At 40.7% G+C, this 22,974-nt stretch carries 26 protein-coding genes; 16 read left to right on the top strand and 10 right to left on the bottom strand.

The annotated features are described in order from the left end of the window. The first annotated feature begins 189 nt into the window (after nucleotides 1–189). Complete coding sequence (locus FTT70_RS05070) at nucleotides 190–432, top strand: type II toxin-antitoxin system ParD family antitoxin (protein ID WP_004974509.1); 243 nt, start codon at nucleotides 190–192, stop codon at nucleotides 430–432. Then, nucleotides 425–718, top strand: coding sequence for a type II toxin-antitoxin system RelE/ParE family toxin (locus tag FTT70_RS05075; protein WP_070153485.1), 294 nt, complete (start codon nucleotides 425–427; stop codon nucleotides 716–718). The genes FTT70_RS05070 and FTT70_RS05075 overlap by 8 nt, the downstream gene beginning before the upstream one ends. Nucleotides 719–883: 165 nt before the next feature. Here FTT70_RS05075 and bfr read toward each other — a convergent pair whose 3' ends face one another. The 6 genes from bfr to gmk form a co-directional block, all read right to left on the bottom strand. Next, a complete protein-coding gene (gene bfr, locus FTT70_RS05080) occupies nucleotides 884–1,348 on the bottom strand; it encodes a bacterioferritin (RefSeq protein WP_131260631.1) in 465 nt (154 codons plus the stop codon). A gap of 246 nt (nucleotides 1,349–1,594) precedes the next feature. After that, nucleotides 1,595–1,789, bottom strand: coding sequence for a bacterioferritin-associated ferredoxin (locus FTT70_RS05085; RefSeq protein WP_004974511.1), 195 nt, complete (start codon nucleotides 1,787–1,789; stop codon nucleotides 1,595–1,597). A gap of 172 nt (nucleotides 1,790–1,961) precedes the next feature. Next, nucleotides 1,962–2,345, bottom strand: a complete 384-nt coding sequence (locus tag FTT70_RS05090) for a RidA family protein (RefSeq protein WP_004809961.1) — start codon at nucleotides 2,343–2,345, stop codon at nucleotides 1,962–1,964. A 122-nt stretch (nucleotides 2,346–2,467) separates the two neighbouring features. Next, the gene (locus tag FTT70_RS05095; RefSeq protein ID WP_180168367.1) at nucleotides 2,468–4,570 is read right to left on the bottom strand and encodes a bifunctional (p)ppGpp synthetase/guanosine-3',5'-bis(diphosphate) 3'-pyrophosphohydrolase; all 2,103 of its coding nucleotides are present in this window, start codon (nucleotides 4,568–4,570) and stop codon (nucleotides 2,468–2,470) included. A 222-nt stretch (nucleotides 4,571–4,792) separates the two neighbouring features. After that, the gene (rpoZ, locus tag FTT70_RS05100; protein WP_004809957.1) at nucleotides 4,793–5,074 is read right to left on the bottom strand and encodes a DNA-directed RNA polymerase subunit omega; all 282 of its coding nucleotides are present in this window, start codon (nucleotides 5,072–5,074) and stop codon (nucleotides 4,793–4,795) included. A 76-nt stretch (nucleotides 5,075–5,150) separates the two neighbouring features. Then, a complete protein-coding gene (gmk, locus tag FTT70_RS05105; protein ID WP_004974513.1) occupies nucleotides 5,151–5,774 on the bottom strand; it encodes a guanylate kinase in 624 nt (207 codons plus the stop codon). Between the two features lie 133 nt (nucleotides 5,775–5,907). Between gmk and ispH the strand changes: the two genes are divergently transcribed. The 12 genes from ispH (at nucleotide 5,908) to rplS (ending at nucleotide 16,694) form a co-directional block, all read left to right on the top strand. Next, entirely contained in the window at nucleotides 5,908–6,858 is a 951-nt protein-coding gene (gene ispH / locus FTT70_RS05110; protein WP_180168368.1) for a 4-hydroxy-3-methylbut-2-enyl diphosphate reductase, read from the top strand. A gap of 163 nt (nucleotides 6,859–7,021) precedes the next feature. Continuing rightward, on the top strand, nucleotides 7,022–7,570 hold the full coding sequence (locus FTT70_RS05115) for a prepilin-type N-terminal cleavage/methylation domain-containing protein (protein WP_180168369.1): 549 nt from the start codon (nucleotides 7,022–7,024) through the stop codon (nucleotides 7,568–7,570). After that, nucleotides 7,570–8,088: a type IV pilus modification protein PilV gene (pilV, locus tag FTT70_RS05120; RefSeq protein WP_180168370.1), complete on the top strand. Its 519-nt coding sequence runs from the start codon at nucleotides 7,570–7,572 to the stop codon at nucleotides 8,086–8,088. Before FTT70_RS05115 ends, pilV begins: the two co-directional genes overlap by 1 nt. After that, the gene (locus FTT70_RS05125) at nucleotides 8,085–9,026 is read left to right on the top strand and encodes a PilW family protein (RefSeq protein WP_180168371.1); all 942 of its coding nucleotides are present in this window, start codon (nucleotides 8,085–8,087) and stop codon (nucleotides 9,024–9,026) included. Before pilV ends, FTT70_RS05125 begins: the two co-directional genes overlap by 4 nt. 2 nt (nucleotides 9,027–9,028) lie before the next feature. Continuing rightward, a complete protein-coding gene (locus FTT70_RS05130; protein ID WP_168418480.1) occupies nucleotides 9,029–9,772 on the top strand; it encodes a hypothetical protein in 744 nt (247 codons plus the stop codon). Between the two features lie 15 nt (nucleotides 9,773–9,787). Beyond that, complete coding sequence (locus tag FTT70_RS05135; RefSeq protein ID WP_180168372.1) at nucleotides 9,788–13,453, top strand: hypothetical protein; 3,666 nt, start codon at nucleotides 9,788–9,790, stop codon at nucleotides 13,451–13,453. Next, a complete protein-coding gene (locus FTT70_RS05140; RefSeq protein WP_180168373.1) occupies nucleotides 13,453–13,953 on the top strand; it encodes a type IV pilin protein in 501 nt (166 codons plus the stop codon). Before FTT70_RS05135 ends, FTT70_RS05140 begins: the two co-directional genes overlap by 1 nt. Further along, nucleotides 13,947–14,384: a type IV pilin protein gene (locus FTT70_RS05145; RefSeq protein WP_005263831.1), complete on the top strand. Its 438-nt coding sequence runs from the start codon at nucleotides 13,947–13,949 to the stop codon at nucleotides 14,382–14,384. Before FTT70_RS05140 ends, FTT70_RS05145 begins: the two co-directional genes overlap by 7 nt. 138 nt (nucleotides 14,385–14,522) lie before the next feature. Next, nucleotides 14,523–14,780 (top strand): 30S ribosomal protein S16, encoded by a 258-nt coding sequence (rpsP, locus tag FTT70_RS05150; protein WP_004974526.1) that lies wholly within the window; start codon nucleotides 14,523–14,525, stop codon nucleotides 14,778–14,780. Between the two features lie 28 nt (nucleotides 14,781–14,808). Next, complete coding sequence (gene rimM / locus FTT70_RS05155; RefSeq protein WP_180079519.1) at nucleotides 14,809–15,357, top strand: ribosome maturation factor RimM; 549 nt, start codon at nucleotides 14,809–14,811, stop codon at nucleotides 15,355–15,357. Nucleotides 15,358–15,399: 42 nt separating this feature from the next. Next, nucleotides 15,400–16,149 (top strand): tRNA (guanosine(37)-N1)-methyltransferase TrmD, encoded by a 750-nt coding sequence (trmD, locus tag FTT70_RS05160; RefSeq protein WP_180168374.1) that lies wholly within the window; start codon nucleotides 15,400–15,402, stop codon nucleotides 16,147–16,149. A gap of 173 nt (nucleotides 16,150–16,322) precedes the next feature. Further along, nucleotides 16,323–16,694, top strand: a complete 372-nt coding sequence (gene rplS / locus FTT70_RS05165) for a 50S ribosomal protein L19 (protein ID WP_004974529.1) — start codon at nucleotides 16,323–16,325, stop codon at nucleotides 16,692–16,694. Between the two features lie 68 nt (nucleotides 16,695–16,762). Here rplS and FTT70_RS05170 read toward each other — a convergent pair whose 3' ends face one another. From FTT70_RS05170 to FTT70_RS05180, 3 genes are all read right to left on the bottom strand, one after another. Further along, nucleotides 16,763–17,731, bottom strand: a complete 969-nt coding sequence (locus FTT70_RS05170; protein ID WP_131260617.1) for a triacylglycerol lipase — start codon at nucleotides 17,729–17,731, stop codon at nucleotides 16,763–16,765. 176 nt (nucleotides 17,732–17,907) lie between these two features. Next, a complete protein-coding gene (locus tag FTT70_RS05175; RefSeq protein ID WP_225531238.1) occupies nucleotides 17,908–18,825 on the bottom strand; it encodes a triacylglycerol lipase in 918 nt (305 codons plus the stop codon). A gap of 414 nt (nucleotides 18,826–19,239) precedes the next feature. Continuing rightward, on the bottom strand, nucleotides 19,240–20,268 hold the full coding sequence (locus tag FTT70_RS05180) for a lipase secretion chaperone (RefSeq protein ID WP_180168375.1): 1,029 nt from the start codon (nucleotides 20,266–20,268) through the stop codon (nucleotides 19,240–19,242). A gap of 144 nt (nucleotides 20,269–20,412) precedes the next feature. Here FTT70_RS05180 and truB point away from each other — a divergent pair, with 144 nt between their 5' ends. Next, nucleotides 20,413–21,318 carry a tRNA pseudouridine(55) synthase TruB gene (gene truB / locus FTT70_RS05185; RefSeq protein WP_180043387.1) on the top strand — a complete coding sequence of 302 codons (906 nt, stop codon included), beginning with the start codon at nucleotides 20,413–20,415 and terminating at the stop codon, nucleotides 21,316–21,318. Nucleotides 21,319–21,526: 208 nt separating this feature from the next. Continuing rightward, a complete protein-coding gene (locus FTT70_RS05190) occupies nucleotides 21,527–21,985 on the top strand; it encodes a hemerythrin domain-containing protein (protein ID WP_180168376.1) in 459 nt (152 codons plus the stop codon). On the opposite strand, the gene FTT70_RS05195 is transcribed toward FTT70_RS05190, so the two are convergent. Beyond that, the gene (locus FTT70_RS05195; RefSeq protein WP_180168377.1) at nucleotides 21,982–22,860 is read right to left on the bottom strand and encodes a DMT family transporter; all 879 of its coding nucleotides are present in this window, start codon (nucleotides 22,858–22,860) and stop codon (nucleotides 21,982–21,984) included. The two genes, FTT70_RS05190 and FTT70_RS05195, sit on opposite strands and share 4 nt — an antisense overlap. Between the last annotated feature and the right edge of the window lie 114 nt (nucleotides 22,861–22,974).

The following is a 22,974-nucleotide window of genomic DNA, read 5'->3' on the forward strand; positions in this document are numbered from 1 at the left end:
AATAGTGAGCCAAATATGGTGAAAATTTTCAATGTTGAAAATCTCTCCCAACTTCTCTTTAAAAAGAGAGGGGGTATTCATTATAAAATTGATTTCATGTGCGAAAATTTAAAGAGATGCTGAACTTTTGTTCAGATAAAGGGAGTTGTGTTAGAATTGTATGATCTATTCACACAATAAGGCATGCTGATGGCGAGAACTACAAGTGTAACAATTGGCCCACAACTCGATAACTTTGTGAGCAAACTGATTGAATCTGGACGTTATGGTTCAACCAGTGAAGTGATGCGATCTGCACTAAGATTATTGGAGCAGCAAGAAAATCAAACTGCAGCTTTAAAGCAAGCGATTGAAGCAGGTGAGAACAGTGGAGAAAGTACACTTAGCCTAAAAGATATTGCGGCTCAAGTGAAGCAGAAGCATCGTGTATAAGCTATCAAATTTAGCTGTCGACGACTTCACTGCTATTTATGAATACACCTTACTTAATTTTGGTGTAGCTCAAGCTGACCAATACACGCAACATTTGGAAAATACCTTTCATTTGTTAGTGAGTTCACCGCTGATTGGTTATGCATGTGTAGATATTGGCGAGGGAATACGCCGTCACGATCATCATCAACATGCTATTTTTTATAAAAAACAGGATTATGGAATTTTTATTATTCGGATATTGCATCAACAGATGCAACCCATGAAACATTTTTTTGCGTTATAAATACTTTTTTATAAATCCAAGAATTTAAAATGCGCATAAGTAAAATATATTGATATTGAGAGCTTCTTCATTAGAGATAGGCAAGATACTGAATTTTAGGTAAAGTGCCCCAAAAAACAAAAGACTGGAAAACCAGTCTTTTGAGTTATCTAAACCAGATGAATCTTAGAGTTGGCTTTGAATATAGTTTTCAATACCCACAGTTTCAACCAAATCAAGCTGTGTCGTTGCCCAATCTAAATATTCTTCTTCTTTCTCTAAAATTTCCTGAACCAAATCACGGGTTACATAGTCCAATTGTTGCTCTGCTAAAACCACCGCTTTTTGAATCGCTTCAATATTTTCTTGGACTTTACGCACATCGCAGTTCAAAACTTCAACTGTATGCTGACCGATATACAATTTGCCCAAGTGTTGTAAATTTGGCAGCCCTTCTAAAAATAAAATACGTTCAATAATTTTGTCAGCATGTTTCATTTGACGAATCGACTCTTTATATTCAGCCGAGCCGAGTTGTTCAATGCCCCAATCATTAAACATACGTGAATGTAAAAAATATTGGTTAATTGCAGTCAGGTGATGATACAAAACTTGGTTGAGTTGATTAATCACATCACGATTGCCTTTCATTGCAGCACTCCATCAACAATTTCTGCCTTAAACCGCTTAAGGCAATCTATATTTCTATCTTAAACAAGACTGGGCAAAATGGCGAGTGATTTATAGAACGGCAAATGAAAATCGCAATCAAAAACAATTGGCTAGGCAATGTGGAAAAATGTAAGCCAAGAAAAACCCGCTGTAGTCGGAAGCGGGAGAGGAAACACCGAGTAAAATTATAATACTGAAATGCGGGAGAGCAATAAAACGGCAGCTTTAGGCAGCAACGGCGAGACGAGACGCAATTTGTGCAATTTCATCACTGATGATGGCACGAGTTTCAGGTGCACAGCGACCACAGCACGTACCTAAATCAAACATATCGCGAATTTCACGATAGCTGTCTGCACCATTGGCAACGGCTTCTTTAATGTCTTGATCTGTAATACCACGGCATAAGCAAACGTACATGAATGCAACCACAATAATTGAAATAAGATAAGTGTTATTATTGATAATTATTATCGTTTGTCAATAAAAATCATTTGAAAAGTCATTTATTGTAATTGGGTTTTTGAATTAAAAAATGCCACTTAATAGGTGGCATCGTTTATTTGTTTTTAAGCATTTGAATAATAATGACTTATGAATTGATAATCACCACGCCATCCATTTCAACTAAAGCACCTTTAGGTAAGCTGGCCACACCTAAGGCTGCACGCGCAGGGTAAGGTTGTGCAAAGTATTCACCCATAATCTGATTGACCAATTGGAAGTGTGATAAATCCGTCAGGAAAATATTGAGCTTGGCAATATCGGCCAAAGAGCCACCCGCCGCTTCGCAAACGGCCTTTAAGTTATCAAATACGCGGCGAATTTGCGCTTCAATGCCTTCTACCAATTCCATGCTGTACGGGTCTAAACCAATTTGACCTGATAAATAAACGGTATTTCCCACTAAAATGGCTTGAGAGTAAGTACCAATTGCTGCAGGTGCATTTTCAGTATGGATGACTTGGCGAGACATTGATTTCTCCTAAAATAATTTATAAACATCATAGACCATCAGACTGCATCACAGTAGTCTTATTGGTAACTAATGCGAAAAGTAGTGTCTGTACTGTGTAGGCAAATTGCCTTGCCAAGCCCTTAACAGGCTTTGGCTTCTTCGGCAATGCTAATTGGACGTGCTAAACGGCTAATTCGTGGAAAACCGAAGTGCATACGCAAATCACGAATAATTTTGGCAATTTGCTTACGGTTATTCACCACAATATTGACATGGGTTTTACCTTCGTGGCTGCGCACCATCTCTACCCCAGTTTTCGCTTTACGGCATTGATAGATCAAATCGGAAATTTGTTCGTCATTCATATCCATATCAATGCTGAGGTAAGCGGTAAAACTCACGTCATCGACATCTTCAGAAGTCCATTGTAGTGGCATAATATTTTCAGGATGTTGATGTTGCTCATGCAGTAAGTTATTGCAACGCGCACGATGCACAATCAAACCACGACGTGACAAGTTGCCCTGAATCGGGTCGCCCAGCACAGGATTGCAACAGTGTGCATATTTCACGTCAATGCCTTCTGTGCCCTGAATCAGACGGTCAGAATGTTCGCTGCTGTCTTGATCGAGTGCATAGATGTGGTTCGCCACCAACTGAGGCAATAAATCACCCACTGCAATTTGCTCAAATAAACGGTCTTTAGAGTCGATATGACGCCATTGCAACACATTTAACCAATCAGCTTCGGTTAGGTCTTGAATCGAGTGATTAAACAATTTTAGCGCACGGTTCAGGGCTTGCTGCCCCACCAAACGCTGTTCTTCAATATCCTGATCACGCAGAATGTTTTGTAAGGCACGACGGGCTTTTTGGGTATTAATAAAACTCAGCCAGTCTGGGTTTGGTGTGGCTAAAACATCGGTGATGATTTCGACCACTTGCCCGCTGATGAGTGGTGTTGACAGCGGTTTGCTTTCACCATTAATTTTTGTACCGACGGCGTGGTTACCTAAGAATAAACTGGCTGCATAGGCAAAATCAACCGCGGTGGCGCCTTGCGGCAATTCATGTAAATGCCCGTGCGGGGTATAAACATGAATTTTCTCTTGGTGTAGATAATCCAGTAAATCGCTAAATGTAGTTTTGGCACATTCACCATCAATTAACACATTCAAGCTTTTCATAGAGGCTTGAATGGCAGAACGGCAGGCTTGCGGTGCGTTTTCACCCAAGACTACGCCAAAACGTGCGGCTTTACGCATCAATTCAGTTTGAATGGTGAGTGATAAGGTGGTTTGCTCGCCTTTTAGACGCATCATGAGCGATTGGTTGCCACCTGGTAGTGGGCGACGAATATGATCTTCATAATGCAAGACCTGAAAGCTGTCACGTAAAATATCGGCCAAACGGTCACAGTCGGCAATGCTTTGCAAAATAATTTCGAAGGCGTGGCTGTGGGTCAGTTCTTGTAGATCAATATCGTTTTTAACAAAGTGGCGCAGTAATTCAATGTTGTTATTTTTCTTTTTAATACGACCGGTAATTTGATTGTCTTGTAGCAGGTCGGCAAGGTTTTGCTCCCATTTAGACTGGTATTCGCAGCGTTTTGGTTTGGTGTGTAAAAGGGCAGCTTGCACATCGTTATACATATCTAAATCAAGGTTTTGATAACACAGATGTTCAAGGTTATCCGCCATTTCATTCATACCCACGATACGTGCCATAGGTACAAACACATCAAAGGTTTCTTGGGCGATACGTGCGCGTTTGTCTGGTCGCAGCGCATCTAAAGTGGTCATGTTGTGATAGCGGTCTGCCAGTTTCACAATAATGACACGTGGATCCTGTAAGGTCGCTTGCAGAATTTTACGGAACGATGCGGCTTTGTTGTATTCCTTGTCGCTGGAATGGCTAAGTTTGGTCACACCATCGACCAGTTCGGCAACGGTGCGTCCAAATTTTTCTGTGATGTCATCTTTGCTGTAGTCAGTATCTTCAATGACGTCATGCAATAGGGCAGCAATGAGCGTGTCGGCATCCAAACGCATGTGCGCCAAAATACAACTGACCGCAATCGGGTGTAACACATACGGTTCACCACTTTTACGGGTAACGCCATCATGCGCATGCTCGGCATAATCGCAAGCCGTAAGCACCTGTTCGACTTCACTTACGCTAAGGTAAGGTTCGATCATGGCTTGAAGCTGTTGTTTGGCTTGGCTGACCATCGTGCCTGGCATATAACACCCTTTAAAATACAAGTGATAACGAATCTACAGTTAGACCTTATAATGAAAAGCATATTGCATGACTTGTCAATTTTTTTCGTACCAAAACATAAGGTCATTAGACCATTTAAAATTAGGTCTTAATCCTTATGTTATAACGGTTTTTAGCGCAAGATTAAAGTTCAGACAACAAAAAAGCCTAGTAAAAAACTAGGCTTTTTCAGAAAGTCGTTCTTATTGGAAAGAAAAACCATCTAAATTCAAGTTATTTGCTGAAAGTGCGAGGTCAAGACTCGAAGTTTGATAATCTTGATCACGTTGTTTCAAAATGTCTTTAGAAACGTGACCTTCTGCAATTTCACGTAAAGCAACAACGGTAGGTTTGTCGTTGTCCCACTCAACGGTAGGTTCTATGCCTTGACGTGCCAATTGACGCGCGCGCTTGCTTGCCACTAGTACAAGCTCAAAGCGGTTGTCTACATGGTCTAAACAATCTTCAACGGTAACGCGTGCCATAAGAATTCTCGTTCGAATAATAAATTTAAACAGAGTGTGCAGTATAAGGTGCTTTGCTTATAGACTCAAGTTTTAATCACGCGCTTGGCGGGCTAATTAACTTTTGAATCAAGGCTTGATGACGATGTGCCTGCTGCGCCATCACCAAACGATTAGCCGTAATCACCGATTCTAAATCGTGCAGAGCCTTATTAAAGTCATCATTAATAATCACATAGTCAAAATTGACATATTGTTGCATATCTTCAACTGCGCAGCCCAAACGATGCTCAATTACATCGACTGCATCGGTGCCACGGTTAGACAAACGCTCGCGTAAATCAAACTGACTTGGTGGAAGAATAAAAATTTGCTTCGATTCAGGAAAAAGATTGCGTACTTGCTGAGCGCCTTGCCAGTCAATTTCAAGTAACACATCGTGACCTTTGGCTAACTGCTCTTTAACCGTCGCTTGCGCGGTGCCGTAATAATTGCCAAACACCTCTGCATACTCAATAAAACCGCCTTGTTCTACCAAGTCGATAAAATCTTGTTTTTGCGTGAAGTGATAATGCACACCATCGAGTTCGCCGGGACGTTGACCGCGTGTTGTGTGAGAAACTGAAACGTGTAAATTATTCACACGCTCAAGCAGGGCTTTAACGAGGGATGTTTTGCCTGTTCCTGAAGCGGCAGAAACGACAAACAATAGACCCGACATGATATTTTTCCTGATATGATAAAATATCTTCTCTATTTTAGAGTAGACGCCCCTTAAACAAAATAGCCAAGATGGCTTTTGTTGGCATAAATTTTAAACATCCCACCTATTTAACTTCAACATAGAGGGTTCTATGGAAATTGTATTGGCGAATCCACGTGGTTTTTGTGCAGGTGTAGACCGAGCAATTGCGATTGTAAATCGTGCCCTTGAGTGTTTTAACCCACCTATTTATGTGCGTCACGAAGTGGTACACAATAAATTTGTGGTGGACGACTTGCGTCAGCGCGGTGCGATTTTTGTCGATGAGCTGGACGAAGTGCCAGATGACAATATCGTGATTTTTAGTGCACATGGCGTATCTAAAGCAGTGCAGCAAGAAGCGGAGCGTCGTGGCTTAAAAGTGTTTGATGCGACTTGTCCGTTGGTCACCAAAGTACATATTGAGGTCACCAAATATGCGCGTGAAGGCACAGAGGCGATTTTAATTGGTCACGAAGGACACCCAGAAGTTGAAGGGACGATGGGTCAGTACGACAAGAAAAATGGCGGCGAAATTTATTTGGTAGAAGATGAGGATGATGTGGCTGCACTTACGGTTCAGCATCCAGATAAAGTGGCTTTTGTGACACAAACTACTTTGTCGATTGATGATACTGCCAGAGTGATTGATGCCTTGCGCCAAAAATATCCAAATATTCAAGGACCACGTAAAGACGATATTTGTTATGCCACTCAAAACCGTCAGGACGCAGTGCGTGACTTAGCCAATCAATGTGATGTGGTGTTGGTGGTCGGTTCTCCAAACTCATCTAACTCCAACCGTTTACGTGAGTTGGCTGAACGTATGGGGAAACACGCCTATTTGGTGGATAATGCAGACGAGTTGGAACAAGCATGGTTTCAGCCGAATACAAAAATTGGTGTAACTGCAGGCGCATCTGCACCTGAAATTTTAATTAAACAGGTGATTCAACGCTTGCAAGACTGGGGTGCAACTGCACCTGAAGAGCTGGCTGGACGTGAAGAAAATATTACTTTTAGTTTGCCCAAAGAGTTACGTATTCCTGTAACACAGGCTTAAACTGCGAAGCATATAACACTTTAAAAAACTGATTAAAAATAGGCAGATAACCGTTGAATGACGGTTATCTGCTTTTTTATGCCTTTTATCCTGAAGTGTGAGGGTTTTGTAAAGTTGTTCGCTACTATTTTGAATACGGCAAAGTCTGTGTCTTGGGGGGAGTATGCGAAAAGAAAACGGGTTCACCTTAATTGAGTTGATGGTGACCATTGCGGTGTTGGCGATTATCGCGATGATGGCAGCACCCAATATGATGCAATTGGTATACAAGAAACAGTTAGAGACAGAGGCAAGAGATTTGGCGATGACATTGTCAAATGTTCGAGGAACAGCCGTTTCACTTCGCAAAGATATTTCCTTAGAATTTAAGAATCAAGAAAATACTGGTGATAAGTTCTATTGGGATACGACAAGGTCAACTGTACATGTGCTTGCTAAAGGATTGCCAGAAGGGGTTACTTTTACACCAACAGGTTTGGCGAAAAAACGCACAACAGCAATTCGTAATTTAGTTAAGAACCCAGGGTATAAAGAGGATCTGCCCGAAGATCCATTGACTAATCCAAAGCTAATTATGCAGTGGGAAGATACCGAAGATTTAGTCTTTGAAGTTTGTCATGAAAAATTAACAGAAATTAAATCTATAAAAATCTTTAAGAGTGGAGTGATTGATCGTATTCAAAATAAACCACTAATTGGGGAGTGTAAGTGATGAAAAGTCAACGTGGCGTTGGGTTAATGGAAGTCCTTGTCTCCCTGGTTATTTTAGCTATAGCTGTTTTAGGTTTTGCAGCTTTGCAATTTAGAGCAATCGACGCGATACAAGAAGCAAATGATAGGACAGCAGCAATGACACTCGCACGAGATCTTGCGGAAAAAATTCGCGTAAATAGAACACAGCTTAGTAAATATAAATCTGAAATTAATGCACCTGGAAATGCGACTACTAAAAATTGCATAAGAGCGGATGGTAGTGGTGCTTCTGTTACAAATACACCTATGTGTACACGAGCTGAAATGGCAACTTTTGATGCTAGACAATTATTAGGAGCAGCGAAACAAAAGAATATGACAATCATAATTAGCGATTGCCACGGAGGGGATCGTCAATGTGTTTATGTCGCTTGGGGAGACACAGCGATTACGGCGACCAGTCAGGCAAATTGTATGGTGTCGGGTGTATATGTTGCAGGTGCTAAATGTTTGGTTATGGAGGCATATGGGTCATGAATATTCAACGAGGATTCACCTTAATAGAATTAATGATCGCCTTGATTTTAGGATCACTTATTGTGGCGGCCTCAATACAAGTCTTTATTAATGCAAATCAAAGTCTAGCCTTTCAACAAAGCAGTGCGAATATTCAAAATAGCGGTTTATTTGGGATAGATTACATTATTCGAGACTTGCGTCGTGCGAACATAGATTCAAATAGTGCCGCTATGACAATAGATACATTGCATGGTGGTGTTGTTTTTAATAATACAAATATAAGTAAAGTAACAATGACAAATGGTGAAGACGTCAATGCTTTGTTAACTAAATCTTCTATTGGTCCTAGTAATTTTAAAAACCTTAAGAGTGATCAAATTGTAATTCAATATAAAAATACAATTGGTAGTCAATTTAATTGTGAAGGTGTGAAAGTCTTACCAAATCAATTCGTTGTACAACGCTATTTTTTAAAGGAAGAAAAGGCAGCGGCAACTGCTGATCAATATAGACCACTTTCATTGCGTTGCAAAGCGACGGTATATACAGGTGATTCTGCTACGAGTTTAGATTTATCTGGTGATGGTGAAATGTTGATCCCAAATGTCGATCATTTTCGAGTGCTATTGGGTATCGCAAGGGATAATGAAATTAAAAATGCAGCTGGAGTGGTTACCAAAAAGAAAGATGGTGTGATGGATGATTTTCTTTATGTTTCTCCATCTGAATATATAAAGCTAATTGATAAACCACAAATTGTGTCTATTCAATTGGGTATTTTGGTTCGCTCACCTGAATCCGTGGCAAATGGCACAGAATTGACTAAATTTACGGTATTAGATTTGGAAAATAAAGAGTTATTAACTGATCCAGATAAAAGTAAATATTTACGTCAAGTTATTACCCAAACAGTCGCTTTACGCAATGGGTTTGGTGTGGAAAATCGGGCGGAGTGAACATGATGAAAAATAAACAAGCAGGAAATACATTAATTTTTGTTTTGATCATACTTTTGCTCATCACAATCATAGGTACTTGGGCTATTCGTGGAGCAATAACATCACTTAATATTACAACGAATGCGCAGGCTCAAGCTTTATTGGTACAAAATTCGGACGCTGTATTCTTTCAGCTCGAATCTTATGCTGATGATGCAGTTAAAATTGCAAAGCTTCAATTAGATAACGGAATGATCGGATATGTGAATAAGCCTGAAAATAAGGGCAAAGAGTTGGTTTATTGTTTAAGAAAAAGTGAAAAAGACGATAAATATAATTTAGGTAAAGCCAGTCTTGTTTATTGGCAAGGGGCTAGTATTTCAAAAAATGAGATGGGGCAGGATGGTTACTGTAAAGTGAATAAGGCTACTGATTTTACCTCAGATCGTGGTGCTGTGGTGACTCGTATCGGGGCGCGTTCTATCCTTGAGGGACGTAAAGATTGGGGTCATATGTATGAAGGAAGTGACTCAGAGACCTATGGTGGTAAAGATATCGGAACCATTATTATAAATGCTACTTCTTTTATTCCAAATTTATCTACAGCGTCTGCTGATGAAATTAATAAGTGTGTGATGAATTACCCAAGTTTTAATGTTGTTGTAGATGGTGTAACCAAAGATAGTGTTGCTGATTGTCTATCAAAATTGAATGTTCCATATAGTAGTCAAGAAATGGAATATCAGTTGCGACAAGTGAGTTAAGGTAGGAGAAATAAAATGAATATGAAACAAATTTTAAATCATACTGCCTTAACTAAGGCAAGATTATCAGTATTGTCGGCATCTATTACAGCACTGATTTGTAGTAGTGTTGGCGCAAGTGATATTGATATTTATACAGCACCGTCTACAGCAGCCGGCGCGACAACCATGCTCTTTATGTTGGATACATCAGGGAGTATGCGTTTTGTTGATTATGCAACAAATACATCAGGTTCAAGTTTTAGTACCTACGATCCAAATAGTTCAACTGGTTGCCCATCGAGCTGGAATGGTTCCAATAAAACATTTAGCATCGGTATTTCGGGTTCGAAATCAAAAGGTACAAAGAGTATTACTCTATATGAATGTAAGCGTAATAATTATATTACGACCATGAACCGCTTAAATAAAATGAAAAAAGGTTTATTGCAGGCTTTGTTAGGTGATCATTCTGATGTTAACAATAAAATTGAGCCTTTAGCTGATGAAGTGTATATCGGTTTGGCAACCTTTGGTAATAACAAAGGTGAAATCAAATTAGAAGCTAAACGCTTAGATGAGAAATATTATATTGGCACTAAAAACCAAACTCACCGTATGCACTTGGCTGACACAATTGCAGGCTTAACCCAAAGTGGCGGTACACCGACACCTTTTGCATATGCTGAAGCGGGTGCATACCTTATGGGAACTAAGACGGGCGGAGGCACCTATAGTAATTCAAGTAGTAATTATACGAAACCTGCATCTATATCTAGTCAAACGACACCAGCACTTAAAGAATGTAGTGCACAAGGGATTTATTTCTTAACGGATGGTCGTCCAGAACCTAATGCAGGTTCAAGTACAGCATCAACGTTGATGCAAACTGCTTTAGGAACAAATACATCTGGTTGGTCTTGTTCGGCAACAGACAGCAGTAAGTTGGGCAAGAGGGGTGGTTACTATAATGCGAATAATGCATGGAATTGTATCGGTCGATTTACAGAGAGATTACTCAACCCTACCTTAAACCCTGCGGGCATTAAAATTATGACAGCAGTGGTTGGTTTTGGTAAAGACTTTGATGGTTCAAATCCAACCAATGATGTATTAGATGCAATGGATTGGGGGGATTTGGGAGAAGGGGGGTGGTACTCTGGTCAAAACCCAGAAGATATTGTGGAAAGTATTGAGTCATTTTTAGGGAAAATTAAAACGGATATTCCAGGTATTAGCACAGGTAACGCTACCTTGCCTATCGATGCACTGAATAGCAATACGATCCAACCATACGGTTACTTTCCTCAATTTGTACCTAAAGTTGCGACAACTGAATTACAACAGACTTGGTATGGAAACTTAAAAAAATATCATGCTGTTCTTGGGTCACTATATGGGAATCGCTCTGGATCTTACCCAGGTACGATTACAGGTTCAAATCCTGTAATGCAAAACAATGAAATTAAGAATGTACCAGACTTGTGGAACAACTCGGTATATGTACCAACTTCAAATGAAACTGCTTTTCAAGGAGGGGCTTTAAGTAATTTACTTCAAGGCTATGTTGCTGACCGTTCACCAAAAGAAAGACTCCTACTTACAGATTTTAGTTATCAAAAAGGAGTAGTCTCTCAAGATTTAAATTTAAGTTGGTATGATGATTCTGAGAATAAAACTAAGTTTAATGCAATCACAACAGCTTACAATTTGAATAGTTCTGCGCCATATCGTGCTGCATTGATGGGACTTCTTGGTTATGAGAGTGCGGTTGCAGGTGAAGATTTAACAACTAAACCTATCACAGGTAAGTTGCCGCAGATTGGTGCGATATTACATTCAAAACCTATACTTTTAACCCAATCTGGCTTACCGACAGTTACTGGAACAAGTGCATCCGCAACTATTGATACAACAAATCGAGATGACTATATCTTGTTTGGGAGCACCCAAGGTGTATTACATGTGCTGGATGCAAAAAATGATAAAGGTAACGAAGTATTTGCTTTCATCCCTAAAGAAATGATTGAGTTACAGAATCAAGGTTTTTTACTTAATGGCGGTGCTGATACTGGTGGAAAAAATAAACTGTATTACGGTATAGATGGAGAATGGACTGCACATACAGTATATGTTTCTGACTCAAATGGGAAACTTACAGTAGATGGTGGTTCACGCACAATTCAGAATGATGCTGGTAAAGATGAAACCATTAACTTAAAAGGAAAACAATGGGTTTATGGTGGTTTGCGAATGGGTGGGAGAAGTTATTATTCTCTGGACTTAACTGACATGAGTTTACCTAAAGTTAAATTTCACATTGATCCAAATAATAAACAAGTACATTATTTGGATGGTAGTGTAACTAAATCGAAAACGATTGATGAGCTAAAATATATGGGCCAGAGCTGGTCTAAGCCTACGCTTGCGTATGTGAATTGGTTTGGTACGCGAAAATTAGTCATGATTGTTGGTGGTGGCTATGATGCAGGTAGTACACCAGGTTTAGAAGATGATGGAGATGGAATTTATACAACAAAAACAGTTGATGGTGAATTAGTCAAAGATAAGCGTGATGGTTATGGTGGCTATGAAGCTGCGGACTATACCCAAACCAACAAAATTGGTGCTGGGGTCTATATGTTTGATGCCGATAATGGTGATTTACTTTGGTCGGTAAGTGGTAATAATACAGCTACTACTACAAGTGGTACAAACAATCTGAAATTAGCTGGTAATGGTAATACTGTAAATATGAATTACAGTATCGTTAGTGAAATAAAAACTGTAGACCGTAATAATGATGGCTTAATTGATCATCTATATTTTGGTGATTTAAGAGGCCAAGCATTCCGCGTCGATTTTTCACCCTCTACAAATGGATTTAAATCACAAGTTAACCGAATATTGGATCTAAGTGCTACTCGTAAGCGTTTTTATAATGCTCCTACTTTTACGATTCATTCGGAGGGGACTGCTGTAGTCAGTTTTGCTTCTGGTAATAAGAGTCAACCATTACATGGGCATGCAACATCTGTGTCTGCAGTTGATGATTTTGATGGCGTGTTTGCAATTTATGACTACGATGTCTATTCAAGTAAGTACCCTACGTCAGCTTTTGATACTCGTACCTTAGGTGCACACAATGCAACAGCCATAAGTCAGTTAAAATTATTGGATAATCGTGTAGATAGTGATGATTCGCCAACTAATAGCAAACGTCCGGAAATTGACTCTTCATCAGGAAATGGTGGTTGGTACTATTTATTTAATAAGGAAGAGGCACTTAGTGCTAGTGGAACAACAGTAACATCAACTAAGAGTAAGCAAATCTTAAAAAGTTTGGGCTCATTAGTTGCAATGGAACGTGATTTATATGTTCCTGTTTTTGATTCTTCTAAACCTGGTACAACGGGAAGTTGTAGTGCAGGTGTAGCAGGAGAAACAGCATTACAGCGCTTTTGTTTGCCATACGGTATTTGTAAAACCAATATTTATATTCCATTAGGTGCAGGTATTGGTGAGCCTATTATTGGGGGTGGCCGTGATGGCGATCCAAATAAACGCTCTATCTTTGTATTAAATGAAGATAAAAAAAACGGTGTCACTGGTAGTGGATCAGGACAAATCAAAAATTATGGTGGTGCTTTGAGACTTATTCCGAACCGTTGGTATGAGCAATATGCGCAAGGGGGGGGGTAATGCGTAAATCATCTGGATTTACTCTAATTGAGTTAATGGTTGTCGTGGTGATTATTGCGATTTTAGCTGCGATAGCAATACCAAGCTATCAAAGCTTTATTCGCAAAAATCTAACGGCCCAAGTTCAGCAAGAAATGTTGAAATTAGCTGATCAATTAGAGAGACATAAAGCTAAAAATTTTTCTTATAAAAAATTTGATCCTAAATATTTATATGCGGGGACTGTCGCTATGCCTGAAGTATTTGTACCAGGAGGGATATTTAATGTAGCTACATCCAAATATAAAATTGAGTTAAAAGATATTAGCCGCACGACTACTGAAAACTTACTGACCACAGACAATGGAATGGTTTGGTCAATGAAAGCGACTCCATTAGATTTATCAGACGGAAAGCTATATACATTATTGTTAACAAGTACGGGAGTTCGTTGTAAAACCACGGCGAGTTCAAATGTGTCTTATAGTGCTTGTACTGGAAGTGGAGTAGAACAATGGTAAAAAAACAAGGTTTTACTTTAATTGAATTAATGATTGTGGTTGCAATTATTGCAATCTTAGCTGCTATTGCTTACCCTTCATATCAGGAATATGTGCAAAGAACGAAGAGGGTCGAGGCACAAGTTGAGCTAATGGAAATTGCGAACAAATTGGCTAGTTATAAATTAGCGAATGGTTCATTTTATGGAGCGAATTTAACAAAGGTGTATGGCAGTAGTAGTATTTCTAAATCTGGTTCTGCAACATACAGCTTAGAATTATCAAGTACAGAAATAGATCCCACCCATAACTGGGTATTGACTGCTAAACCTATTGGTTCCCAAGCTAAGACTGGCGCTATGACGATAGATTCTACAGGGCGCCAATGCTGGTTTAAAGGTAAGGATTCACCAGTAACAACAGATACTTGTTCCGCTTGGTCCGATAAATAAATTCTAACTGCTGATAACCTAAAATTTGATCTTTCATTCAGGGCGAAATTCACGTAAAATACTGCCCTCTATGAAAGGGGTTTGAAATGTATCGATGGTCGATGCAGGGATAATCCGTAAAAACTATAAGGTTGTATCATGGTAGTTATTCGTCTTACTCGTGGTGGTGCTAAAAAGCGTCCATTCTATCAAATCGTTGTAACTGACAGCCGCAATGCGCGTGACGGTCGTTTCATCGAACGTATCGGTTTCTTTAACCCAACAGCGCAAGGTAAAGCAGAAAAACTTCGTTTAGATGCTGACCGTTTTGCACACTGGGTTGCTCAAGGTGCTCAACCGTCTGAACGTGTTGCTTCTTTAGCTGCTCAAGCTAAAAAAGCTGCAGCTGCTGCATAATTTTTACAAATTAAGTAGTAGGTAGCCCATGACACCAACACAGAATGTGCCCGAAGATCGTATTCAGATTGGACAGCTACGTTCAGCTTATGGATTAAATGGGTGGCTCTGGGTTTATTCCAATACAGAACCCATGAGCAACATATTTGACTACCTGCCTTGGTACATTGAAACCAAAGCAGGTTGGCAAATGGTCGATGTAAAACGTTGGAAACCACATGGCAAAGGCTTGGTGGTCAGCTTAAAAGGTGTGAGTGATCGTACCGCAGCAGACAACTTGGTTGGCGCAAATATCTGGATTTCAAAAGCGCAACTGCCTCAAGCAGGTGTGGACGAGTATTACTGGTCGGATTTAAAAGGTCTAACGGTGTTAGGTCTGGACGATGATGAACAAGAAGTAAACCTCGGTCAAATCCATGAACTGTTTGAAACAGGTGCCAATGACGTGATGGTGGTTCGTGCAACTGCCGATAGCGTCGATGGTGAAGAGCGTATGATTCCATGGCATAAAGATGTGGTACAACGCGTTGATCTCGAAGCGGGTCGTATCTACGTGAATTGGGGCGTAGATTATTAATCCTTTCAGGATTCACATAGCAGGAAAATAGAGGAGTCTGCGGTGTTTTTTGCAGTCATTACGCTTTTTCCTGAAATGTTTGAAGCGATTACAGCTTACGGTATCAGCGGACGTGCAGCAAAACGTGACTTGATGCAAATTCATTGCATTAATCCACGTGATTATGCACAGGGCAACTACAAAAGGGTGGACGAACGTCCATTTGGTGGTGGTCCAGGTATGGTGATGATGGCAGAGCCTTTAGCGCAAGCAATCCAGCATGCCAAACAGCTTGCACAGCAAGCAGGAGCAGTTCATGTACCTGTGGTGTATATGTCGCCACAAGGTAAAACCTTAAACGAAACTGCAGTACAACAATTCGTTAAATATGATGGATTAATTGTATTGTGTGGTCGCTATGAAGGGGTCGATGAGCGTTTAATCCAAAACTATGTTGATCAGGAATGGTCAATTGGGGATTATGTTTTATCGGGTGGCGAGCTACCTGCGATGGTGTTGTTGGACAGTATTATTCGGAGACTTCCGGGTGCTATGTCTGATGAGCAATCTCATGTGCAAGACTCATTTGTGGATGGTCTTTTAGATTGCCCACAATATACCAAGCCAGACCATTTTGAAGGTTTGGATGTCCCTGAAGTACTAAAGTCGGGACACCATGCCAATATTGAAAAATGGCGGTTTTTGCAGCGTTATCAACGGACTTTAGAGCGTCGACCTGAGTTGATTGAAAAAGTTGAGTTGAGCAAGCAGCAAAAAAAATGGCTAAAAGATTCGCAAGGACAGACCAAGTAATCGGTTTGTCTAAGCAAAATTGCTACAGACAGTGTGTTTGTAGTTTTTAAATAGGCTCTTTATGCATTGAAGCGGTCAGGCATAAAGGGAAAGTCAATCGGGTTTATGCGCTTTAGCCTCTATACCCAGTGGAAATCAGACCTCTTCTGACCCACACATACTGGAGATACCCCATGAGTGGTAAGCATCCTTTAGTACAAGCTGTTGAGAATGCACAGCTTAAGCAAGACATCCCAGCTTTTGCACCAGGCGATACAGTTATCGTTCAAGTAAAAGTAAAAGAAGGTGATCGTGAACGTCTTCAAGCATTTGAAGGTGTTGTAATTGCGAAGAAAAACCGTGGTTTGAACTCTGCGTTCACAGTACGTAAAATTTCTAGCGGTGTTGGTGTTGAGCGTGTTTTCCAAACTCACTCTCCAATCGTTGCGAAAATCGAAGTGAAACGTCGTGGTGACGTTCGTCGTGCTAAACTTTACTACCTACGCGAATTGTCTGGTAAAGCTGCACGTATTCGTGAGAAATTACCAGCACGTAAACAAGGTTAATTTTAACTTTGCTTTACAGCTAAAAAATGCGCCGTTTAGGCGCATTTTTTTATGTCTGGTATTTGAGTTTATAAACCTTGCATTTTTAAGCGATTGGCATGTTGACGATACACATCAACAGGATCTGGTGCAAAAATATCTTTCATGCCCAAGAGTTGATTGACTTCATCTAAGTGGTTCCAATAGTAGTTATCACGAATGGTTTTACCAAATTTGGCGCTGCAGCGTGATACCAAACCATCATTATCACGACCATTATCAATCAACAAACTGGTCGCCAACATGGCTGAGTCTGGATCAAGTAAATTAGTGACAGCCGTATTGCCCGTAAATGAATAGAACTGGATGCCTTTTTCTTGATAAGCGCCCTCACCACAACTTGTCGTTGGCATACCCATTGGGAATTTGCTGTTAAATTGTGCAGAACCAGCCAAAGTTAAGCTTTTTGCACTCGCCAACGAATCATGTGGATAGCTGTTTGGATCTAAACCTTGTGCCCAAGTGATGGTTTTGGAAACTAAATTGACCATGTCGATTAATGGCTTTTCAAGTGGTGTGCCTTGTACTTTTAAAATAAAGTCAGCTACAGGCGAGCCTTTGTTAGGTGAACCGACCGCAGTCAGCGATGCGACTTTAGACGGCATCACGCCTGCAACATAACGAATAGTGGGCCCACCATGTGAGTGACCAATTAAGTTGACTTTGCTTGCACCTGTAATTGCAAGAATTTCATCGACCTGTTGTGCCAGTTGTTCCCCACGAACTTCGGATGAGTTAAAAGGAGATACACGGGTTGCCCAAGCGTTTGCACCGTTACGTGCTAAATTGGGTAAAATTTGGTACCAATAATCGACACCTAACTGATCTCCACCAATATTGATAAAGCCTGCCATACCGTGAGTAAACACAATCGGATATTTGGTTTTGGCATAACTGGAGATCACGAAGTTAGATTTGACCTGTTCTGCATTGGATGCGTGCGCGGTACTGAAGGTACTAGCCGCAATTAAGCCTGCAATGAATAATCCATATTTCATATAACATCCTCTATTTTATTGTGCTTTCCTAGCATGACAATATCTATTGTCAAATATCATTATTCAGGAAATTTGCTAGATTGCAAGTTCTGAATGATTCATGGTTATTGAACTTCTTGCACTTGAGTTTCAAGCACAGGAAGATGATTTTGCCAAGATTGAAATGAGCTTCACTATTACAAACCTTGTAATTTCAATCGGTTGGCATGTTGTCGATACAGTGCAACTGGGTCAGGTGCAAACAAGCCCGTTAAGCCAAACATCATGTTGGCAAGGTCGGTATGATTCAGTCGGTAGTTGTCACGAATGACGTGTCCAATGTGGGTACTACAACGTGCGACCATGCCATCGTTATCTAAATTGCCATAAGACAGTGGGCCGAGTTGCATTAAAACAGTGTCAATATCTAGTAAATTGGTGGCTTGTGCTACACCTGTCCATGAATAGTAATGAATCCCGCGATCTACTTTGGCACCGCTGCTGCTACAATTTGCGGCCAAGGCTGTGGTTGGAAAACGACGGTTAAAATCTGCAGACGCTGTTTCGGTTAAAGAAGCCATCGATGCATCAAAATCGACAGGCATGTCTGGCTGTTGCTGCGCCCAAGTAATGAGAGGCGCCACCATATAGTCGCCTAAAATATTAAACGCGGTGCGTGATAAACGATTATTTTGAATATCATCGGCAACTTTGGAGCCACGGAATGTACCTGCAACGCCCGTAATTGATGCCACATATTCAGGTTTGGTCGCAGCTACATAACGTACTGTTGGGCCACCATGTGAGTGACCAATTAAATTGACTTTGGATTTGCCAGTGATTGCCATGACTTCTTCGACTTGGGCAATCAGTTGCTCACCTCGAAATTCAGTACGGTGTGCAGGGGAGAGTTGTGCGGCAAATACGGTTGCGCCATTACGTGCCATATCTGGCAAAATTTGATACCAATAATCCATATTAAAGGTTTCATTGCCAATGCGTGACCATCCGAGCCAGCCGTGTACCATGAGCAATGGATATTTGGTTTTGGCATAGTCAGATTTGGCCTGTTCCTGAATAGGCAACACGCTTGGAGCAGCTTGAGCGACACCCATTGAACCGAGCAAGCAGCCAGTGACAGCCAATGTAATTGCCCGTATGTTAGAGATGATGGTCATAAAACAATCCTGTGTTCTTTATTTTTATTACAAGTGAAGTGGTGGCTTCGCTTCCCTCCTGAAAGCTCAGATATGTAAATTGCCGTTGCTTGCGGCACGGTGTTGTGAGTCATCCTCGACTATTTTTTGTACGCTCAGGTATTTTTTCATGCGTAATTTAGAAAAAACATATCATTTGGGGACAGTTATTGCGCATTGCCCAAGAGATTTGTAAATCTACATGCATCTTGATATCTATTTAATATTTATAGACATTTGTATATTAAATCGTTGTGGTGGGTTTGTACTAAAACAGCTTTTCAGGCATAAAAATGGGGCATGTTGCATGCCCCAGTTGTTCTATGCAATATGTTAGTCAGCAAAGGGTAATTTTCCACCTTGATCATGTACCTGTTCAAAGGTTTCTAAACGCAATTGCTCTTGTGGATTTTGAAAATGCTGTCCGCGTAATTGTTTCACGGCTTGTTGCTTGGCTTGATCATTCATTCCACTTTGCATGATTTGATCACGCGCACTTAAATAATCCTCTACTCGTGATTTCCACTGACTGCGTTGCCCATCTAATTGTTCTAAACGCTGAGTTGCTTCAGGACTAACCAGATTTAAACGCATTTGGCGGATTTCAGCAGCAGAACCACCACGTGCTTTAATTGCCGCAGTCAAGCTGCGTAAATCTTGCAAGGTGTTCAGCTGTTCTAAATTTTCTTGCCAATCTTGAGGTAATTGTTTAAATAATTCCTGCAATTGTCGTGCTTTTTCAGCTTCAGATAATTTTTTATCATCCATGACTGCCATGCGCTTTAGGGTATATTCGTGATAGGCATCTTCCGTACCAAATAAACCTTCAATTTCATAATCAGAAAAATATTGTTTACGCAGATTTTGCATGCTGCTAAAAATGCTGCGGTAATATTGCGGATCTTCCTGATTTAAATTCGGTGCTTGCAGTTGTCCAAGCGCATTGCGATAGTCCAAATAACGCTGCCATAAATCTAAAATTTGCGATAAGGCAGGCTCTTTATGTCCTTGTTGAATATACCTTTTAAAATCACCACGAATTTGTTCAATGCTTTTTTCGCCATATTGGGTAATAAAATATTCAAAACAGTTACGGGTTTGCTCATTCACAATCAGACGATTACTTGCATCCAGTTTAAGCTGACAATTGACTTCGGTGTCCTGCTGACTTGGGCTTAAAAAATTTGCAGCAGGGTTATTTTGCATGGCTTGCTGCATGCTCAAAGCTTGAGATGTTTCATCATTTGAGCTTTGCTGGGGTGATGTATCGGGGGAGTTTGATTGTGGCATCAGCCAATACACCAAAGCCGCAATCAGCAGTATCACTACGCCTAAAACAATCCATATTTTATGTTTCTGCATTTCAATGCACCTGTTTATCCATTTTATTTTTTTAATCCTAAGCGCTCAAATATGCCATAAAAGTAAGTCGCTGTTCTAGAAATGTTGTCATTTATCGCGGCAGATTGTTACCATGACGCAGTTTTGCTTTGACCTATGTGTGCTATGAAATCATCTGCGGCTAAAATCCAGCGTCGTGCCATTAGTGGTGTATTTTTATTGAATAAACCTTTGGGCATCAGTTCCAATGCAGCGTTACAAAAAGTGCGTTGGTTATATCGGGCGCAAAAAGCAGGGCATACAGGAGCATTAGATCCATTGGCTTCGGGTTTACTGCCGATTTGTTTGGGTGAAGCGACCAAGTTTTCGCACTACTTGCTCGATTCGGTGAAACGCTACCAAACTACCATTCAATTGGGACACAGCACCACCACAGGAGATGTCGAGGGTGAAGTGCTGTTGCAGCAGGCTGTACCTGCATTGAGCCAAAAGAGCATTGAACAGGTATTGGCACAATTTCAGGGCGATATTATGCAAGTTCCGCCCATGTATTCTGCCTTAAAAAAAGAAGGGCGTCCGTTATATGAATTAGCGCGACAAGGCATTGAAATTGAACGTGAAGCGCGTCCAGTCACAATTTATGCCATTGAGTTACTGTCTTTTACTGAACAGAGCATCACTTTGGATGTAACTTGTTCTAAAGGCACGTATATTCGTGTTTTAGGTGAAGACATTGCCAAAGCCTTGGGTACTTATGGACATTTGACCTATTTGCATCGGATTAAAACGGGACATTTTGACCTGATTCCAAGTTATAGCATTGAATATTTGGAAAGTTTAAGTGAAGCAGAACGTGAGGCTTTATTGCTGCCTGCGTATGCACCTGTGCAGCATTTTCTACACATTCAAGTCCCTGAAGGACGCGCTGAATATTTTAGTCGTGGCATGGAAAGTAATATTGACCATCCTGCAGCAGCGCAAGTGTTGGTCTTTGATGGTGAAAAGTGTTTAGGTTTGGCTGAAATTACAGATAAAAAGCGCTTGGTACCGAAACGGGTTTTAAATCTCTAAATTTTGCTCAGATACATAACTTGAATAAAGTGGGTAAGTGAATTAAAGCTTTCTATACAAATAGTTGCAGGAATTCGGATTGATCCTCTATACAGTAGCTAGAGGATTAAAAAACGAAATCAAAACTGACTCCAAAACCGATGTGGATGTGCGAGTAGATTTTTATCAATCTGTTCGCCGCGCATGGGTTAAAAATAGAGGGCTGCACATGAATATTTTTGAAGCTTTACGCCAAAGTCACGACATTCAACGAAATTTAGCCCGCCAACTGACGCAAACTTCAGGTGATAGCCCTGAACGTAGAGCGATATTTGAACAACTTAAAAATGAATTATTTGCGCATGCAGTGGCAGAAGATCGCTATTTTTATATTCCCTTAATGATGACTGATGCGGGTTTAAATATCACTCGCCATGCTTTGGCAGAGCATCATCAAATGGATGAATTACTCGAACAATTAACCGAAACTGAAATGAGCAACACAGGTTGGTTGGCAATTGCAAAGCAACTGTCAGATAAAGTGCATCATCATTTAAAAGAAGAAGAACATGGCTTTTTTCAGCAGGCAGGCAAAATTTTGTCTGAACAGCAAAAACAAAGTCTAGCCAAGCAATATTTGGCAGAGTATGAAAAATACCAACAGATGTCTAAAAACAGTTTGGTTTAAACATTCTGCGGCTGTTTGGATTTTTTTACTGCTCTAAAAGTAACGCCCACCGAAGCTAACATAATGCAGCATAACGCGAGCCATTGCAGTGAAGTAATTTTCTCACCCAACAATACCAAGCCTGTCAGTGCAGCCAAAGCAGGCGATAAACTGGAAAGTGTGCCATAACTCATTTTGCTGAGTTGTTTTAAGGCCTGTAAATCCAGCGCATAAGGAATGGCCGTGGCAAGCACTGCAATGGCAAGCGCCTTGCCCCAATACTGGGTTTCAAACAGTGCGGGGGCATTGTTATACAGTCCGAATGGAATCAAAGCCAAAGCCGAAATACTGATGGCGATGGTCAGCGCGTGCATGCCAATATTTTGTTGCACCACTTTTTGCCCAAAATAAATATAAAAAGCCCAGCACAATCCTGCACCTAAGGCACATGCTGCACCAAACAGACTAAAATGATCTCCCTGCGCTTGTCCCCAAGGCACCATAAGAATAATGCCTAAAATCGCCAACAATACCCAGACATAATCTTTACGGTTTTGAATGGACAATAACGCTAAACCCAAAGGCCCGACAAATTCCAAACCCACTGCAATGCCTTGTGGTAATTTGCCCAAAGACAGATAAAACAAAATATTCATGCAGCCCAAGGCTGCGCTATAACACAATAAATCACGCCATTTTAAATACGACAGCCGCGAAAGAATTTGCCATGAGCGAAACATGATTGCCACAATCACGCTGGCAAAGCACAGCCGTAAAATTGTCACGCTAAGCGGGTCGAGTACCTGAAAGAGTTGTTTGGCAAATGAGGCACTGATTTGATAGGAGATCATGGACAGAACCATGAACAACACCGCAGTGAGTTGGGCGTTTGGCATGAGGCAGGAAAATACTCTAAAGCGTCAGAATAGGAATACGGGGGAGATTATACCAAGTTTAAAATACTAGCGGGTTGCAGCACGATGCTGTGTAGATGCAGCAGACATAAAAAA

The sequence above is a fragment of the Acinetobacter sp. YH01003 genome, assembly GCF_013420525.1.
Classification (GTDB): Bacteria; Pseudomonadota; Gammaproteobacteria; order Pseudomonadales; family Moraxellaceae; genus Acinetobacter; species Acinetobacter towneri.

Excerpts from the sequence above, each read along its gene's own strand:
- FTT70_RS05070 (WP_004974509.1), top strand. The coding sequence starts at position 190 with ATGGCGAGAACTACAAGTGTAACAATTGGCCCACAACTCGATAACTTT.
- bfr (WP_131260631.1), bottom strand. The coding sequence starts at position 1,348 with ATGAAAGGCAATCGTGATGTGATTAATCAACTCAACCAAGTTTTGTAT.
- FTT70_RS05085 (WP_004974511.1), bottom strand. The coding sequence starts at position 1,789 with ATGTACGTTTGCTTATGCCGTGGTATTACAGATCAAGACATTAAAGAA.
- FTT70_RS05090 (WP_004809961.1), bottom strand. The coding sequence starts at position 2,345 with ATGTCTCGCCAAGTCATCCATACTGAAAATGCACCTGCAGCAATTGGT.
- FTT70_RS05095 (WP_180168367.1), bottom strand. The coding sequence starts at position 4,570 with ATGCCAGGCACGATGGTCAGCCAAGCCAAACAACAGCTTCAAGCCATG.
- rpoZ (WP_004809957.1), bottom strand. The coding sequence starts at position 5,074 with ATGGCACGCGTTACCGTTGAAGATTGTTTAGACCATGTAGACAACCGC.
- gmk (WP_004974513.1), bottom strand. The coding sequence starts at position 5,774 with ATGTCGGGTCTATTGTTTGTCGTTTCTGCCGCTTCAGGAACAGGCAAA.
- ispH (WP_180168368.1), top strand. The coding sequence starts at position 5,908 with ATGGAAATTGTATTGGCGAATCCACGTGGTTTTTGTGCAGGTGTAGAC.
- FTT70_RS05115 (WP_180168369.1), top strand. The coding sequence starts at position 7,022 with ATGCGAAAAGAAAACGGGTTCACCTTAATTGAGTTGATGGTGACCATT.
- pilV (WP_180168370.1), top strand. The coding sequence starts at position 7,570 with ATGAAAAGTCAACGTGGCGTTGGGTTAATGGAAGTCCTTGTCTCCCTG.
- FTT70_RS05125 (WP_180168371.1), top strand. The coding sequence starts at position 8,085 with ATGAATATTCAACGAGGATTCACCTTAATAGAATTAATGATCGCCTTG.
- FTT70_RS05130 (WP_168418480.1), top strand. The coding sequence starts at position 9,029 with ATGATGAAAAATAAACAAGCAGGAAATACATTAATTTTTGTTTTGATC.
- FTT70_RS05135 (WP_180168372.1), top strand. The coding sequence starts at position 9,788 with ATGAATATGAAACAAATTTTAAATCATACTGCCTTAACTAAGGCAAGA.
- FTT70_RS05140 (WP_180168373.1), top strand. The coding sequence starts at position 13,453 with ATGCGTAAATCATCTGGATTTACTCTAATTGAGTTAATGGTTGTCGTG.
- FTT70_RS05145 (WP_005263831.1), top strand. The coding sequence starts at position 13,947 with ATGGTAAAAAAACAAGGTTTTACTTTAATTGAATTAATGATTGTGGTT.
- rpsP (WP_004974526.1), top strand. The coding sequence starts at position 14,523 with ATGGTAGTTATTCGTCTTACTCGTGGTGGTGCTAAAAAGCGTCCATTC.
- rimM (WP_180079519.1), top strand. The coding sequence starts at position 14,809 with ATGACACCAACACAGAATGTGCCCGAAGATCGTATTCAGATTGGACAG.
- rplS (WP_004974529.1), top strand. The coding sequence starts at position 16,323 with ATGAGTGGTAAGCATCCTTTAGTACAAGCTGTTGAGAATGCACAGCTT.
- FTT70_RS05170 (WP_131260617.1), bottom strand. The coding sequence starts at position 17,731 with ATGAAATATGGATTATTCATTGCAGGCTTAATTGCGGCTAGTACCTTC.
- FTT70_RS05175 (WP_225531238.1), bottom strand. The coding sequence starts at position 18,825 with ATGGGTGTCGCTCAAGCTGCTCCAAGCGTGTTGCCTATTCAGGAACAG.
- FTT70_RS05180 (WP_180168375.1), bottom strand. The coding sequence starts at position 20,268 with ATGCAGAAACATAAAATATGGATTGTTTTAGGCGTAGTGATACTGCTG.
- truB (WP_180043387.1), top strand. The coding sequence starts at position 20,413 with ATGAAATCATCTGCGGCTAAAATCCAGCGTCGTGCCATTAGTGGTGTA.
- FTT70_RS05190 (WP_180168376.1), top strand. The coding sequence starts at position 21,527 with ATGAATATTTTTGAAGCTTTACGCCAAAGTCACGACATTCAACGAAAT.
- FTT70_RS05195 (WP_180168377.1), bottom strand. The coding sequence starts at position 22,860 with ATGCCAAACGCCCAACTCACTGCGGTGTTGTTCATGGTTCTGTCCATG.